Annotated in this window: 3 protein-coding genes; all 3 read right to left on the bottom strand. The window is 71.5% G+C overall.

Annotated elements, in window-relative coordinates:
- Window positions 1–45: 45 nt before the first annotated feature.
- Window positions 46–1,281 carry a polysialyltransferase family glycosyltransferase gene (locus ACWDX9_RS61600; RefSeq protein WP_449973164.1) on the bottom strand — a complete coding sequence of 412 codons (1,236 nt, stop codon included), beginning with the start codon at window positions 1,279–1,281 and terminating at the stop codon, window positions 46–48.
- Entirely contained in the window at window positions 1,281–2,261 is a 981-nt protein-coding gene (locus ACWDX9_RS61595) for a glycosyltransferase family 2 protein (protein WP_397369870.1), read from the bottom strand. The genes ACWDX9_RS61600 and ACWDX9_RS61595 overlap by 1 nt, the downstream gene beginning before the upstream one ends.
- 28 nt (window positions 2,262–2,289) lie before the next feature.
- Window positions 2,290–3,199: N-acetylneuraminate synthase family protein (locus ACWDX9_RS61590; RefSeq protein WP_449973163.1), on the bottom strand; the 910-nt coding region annotated here is incomplete at its 5' end.

Genomic DNA, 3,199 nt, shown 5'->3' with positions numbered 1-3,199 from the left:
GCCGCAACCCCGGTGTCGGGGTTGCGGCCTTTCGGGGGAGAGGTGTCAGATCGCCGAGCGGATCTTCCGGCGCAGCCGGGTGAGCGCCGTGGGCCGGGTCACCAGGCCGAGGGTCTCCAGGCGCTTGCGCTTGAAGTAGCGGGCGTCGAACTCGATGCTCGCCGGCCGCAGCTCCGGGTACGTCTCGGCCTGCATGCAGTAGCCCACCGCCCGGACGAGCCCGCGCAGGTCCACCGCCGTCGGGTGCTCGATGCCGCCGTCCGGCGACAGCCGGGGCAGCAGCGCGTCCACGATCGTGACCGGGATCCGGTTGCTGTTCTCGTACGGCGCCAGCCGGTCGAGCACCAGCTCCGTGCCGTACGCGGCCACCTGCAGCCCGAAGTAGCGCTGCGCGGTCAGCAGCCCGGTCGAGAAGCAGCCCACGACCAGTTCGGGCCGCAGCGCCGCGAAGCACACCTCGGCGGGCACGCTCTCGGCGGCCACCGACAGCCGCACGCCCAGGGGTTCGGCCGCGGCCCGCAGGAGCTGGGCGTGGCGCCGCCCGGCGGCGGGGTGCGGCTTGAAGACGATGTCGGTGTAGCCGCGGGCGGCCAGGGCCTTGAGCATCGTCTCGTGCAGCGCCGCCTCCTCCTCCGGGGTGACGATCTCCAGGGCCGACAGGTACTGGCCGAGGATCATCGCCTGCCCGGGCAGCATGTCGGGGGCGGTGGCGGTGACCTCGTGCACGACCGACATGAACCGCTCGTCCGGCAGGATCGAGGGGGCGACGTCGTACTCGCTGAGCAGCAGCGGGGTCAGGCCCGGCACGAGGTCCAGGTGGAACAGGCGGCCGATGCGGCGGTGGATCTCCGCCGGCAGCGGGTCGCGGGTGGGGCCGTAGCTCATCAGGCCGTCGGAGTAGACGGTGATGGGGCAGTCGCGCACCAGCCCGGCGATGGTCCGGGCCGGGGGCACCGCGATGGACTCCAGCACCAGCTCCTCGACCCCGTCCAGGCCCCAGACGGAGCGGATGAGGCGCTCCGTCATCGGCACCTCGATGACGCGGGCGCGCCAGTCGGAGGGGTGCAGCGGCGCGATGAGGTCGTTCCAGGAGTGCACCGCGTCGAAGCGCGAGCGCAGCACGGCGAAGCCGGGCGACCTGTCGAGCGGCGCCGTCACCTCGGGGATGGCCGCGTTGTTCGACACGATGAGGACGCGGCGCCCGTCGCCGAAGCGGCCGTCGTCGATGGCGGCGGCCAGCGACATCGCGCCGAACAGCGTCGAGGCGTAGAAGACCTTCACTATGTCTCCTCCCGGTCGCGGCGGACCCGGACGTGCGGGCTGGGCGGCAGGTCGGGCACCAGGGCCCGCAGCGTGGTCTCGCGTTCGACGGACATGCGCGCCACCGACTCCGACACCAGTTCGGCGGGCAGGGCGCGCACCATGTGGGCGCCGCGCTCCTCGAAGCGGGAGCGCAGCGCCGGGGTGAACCGGTCGGCGATCTCCAGGTGGTGGGCGAGCAGCGCGCAGAAGTTCCGTACCGCCTTGGGCAGGAACTCCGGCTCGAGATCCTTGAACACCAGGTCGAACGCGTCGAAGAAGTGCAGCTGGCGCTCGTCGCCGACCTGGGTCAGCGACCCGGACACCAGCCGGCGGTAGAACACCCCGGCCAGCGACACCACCGCGAACGTGGCGGCCTCCCGGTGCAGGCGCCAGATCCACGGCCGGTCCTCGGCGGTGTGCAGGGAGCCGGGGAAGTGCAGCAGGTCGCGAAGGGAGCGCCGGTAGATCCCGGCCCACGCGTACGGGTAGTCGACCATGGTTCGCACGCCGGCGGGCAGGATCGCCTCCCGTGGGTCGAGCACCACGCCCCTCCGCGCCATGGGGGCACGGTGCACGACCCGTTTGCGGCCCTCGACCTGCACGTGGTCGGCGCGGACGAAGTCGCAGCCGAGCCCGTCGATCGCCTCGACGAGCCGTGCCAGGTAGCCCGGGGCGAGCCAGTCGTCGGCGTCCATGAACGTGACGTATCGGCCGGAGGCGGCCGACAGGCCCGTGTTGCGGGCGTCGGCCAGCCCGACGGGGGCCGGGTTGCGCAGCATGGTCAGCCCGGGCAGGTCGCGGGTGAAGTCGTCGACGATGTCCGCGGTGGCGTCCGTGGACCCGTCGTTGACGACGATGAACTCGAAGTCGTGCCGGGCGTTGCGGCAGAGCGACGACAGTGTGTCGGCGATGTACTTCTCGCCGTTCAGCACCGGCACGACGACCGAGAGAGTGATCAAGAGTGGTTTCTCCAGAGTGCGGACGAGGTCAGACGGTCACCCGGCGCAGGCGGGCCTTGGGGGCCTCCTCGCCGGGGAAGACGCGCTTGACGCCGTCGCCCATGGCCTGCTCGATGATGCGGATGTCACGGACGAGGTGCTCGAGGCCGGCCGGCTCCAGCGAGGCGGCGTGGTCGGAGCCCCACATGGTGCGGTCGAGCGTGATGTGCCGCTCCACGGTGACCGCGCCGAGCGTGACCGCGGCCAGGGAGATCTGCAGGCCGCGCTCGTGGCCGGAGTAGCCGACGGGCACGCCGTAGCGCTCCTTGAGCGTGGTGATCGTGCGCAGGTTCGCCTCTTCCGGCGGCAGCGGGTACGTGGACGTCGCGTGCATCATGATCAGCTTGTCGGTGCCGAGGATCTCGACGGCCGCGTCGATCTCCGACAGCGTGGACATGCCGGTGGACAGGATGATCGGCTTGCCGGTGGCGGCCAGGACCCGCAGCAGCTCGTGGTCGGCGACGCTGGCCGAGGCCACCTTGTGGACGAGGACGTCCATCTCCTCCAGGAACTCCACGGAGGGCACGTCCCACGGCGAGGCGAACCAGTGCAGGCCGCGCTCGTCGCAGTATTTCGCGATCTGCCGGTACTCGTCGTAGCCGAACTCGGTCCGCTCCTTGTACTCCAGGTACGTCATCTCGCCCCACGGCGTCTGCCTGATCTGGCCCTTCTGCTCCTCGGGCACGCAGATCGCGGGGGTGCGCTTCTGGAACTTGACCGCCTGGCAACCGGCCTCGGCCGCCACGTCGATGAGGCGGCGGGCGATGTCGATGTCGCCGTTGTGGTTGATGCCGATCTCGCCGATCACGTACACGGGCTCGCCGTCGCCGACCAGGACGTCGCCGATCGCGACGGGGCCGAGCCTGGGCCGCGTGCGGACCTCGGCGGCGGGCGGCTCG

This window comes from Nonomuraea sp. NPDC003201 (genome assembly GCF_053590415.1).
The sequence above is the reverse complement of the archived record's forward strand: the minus strand, read 5'-3'. Positions and strand labels throughout refer to the sequence as shown.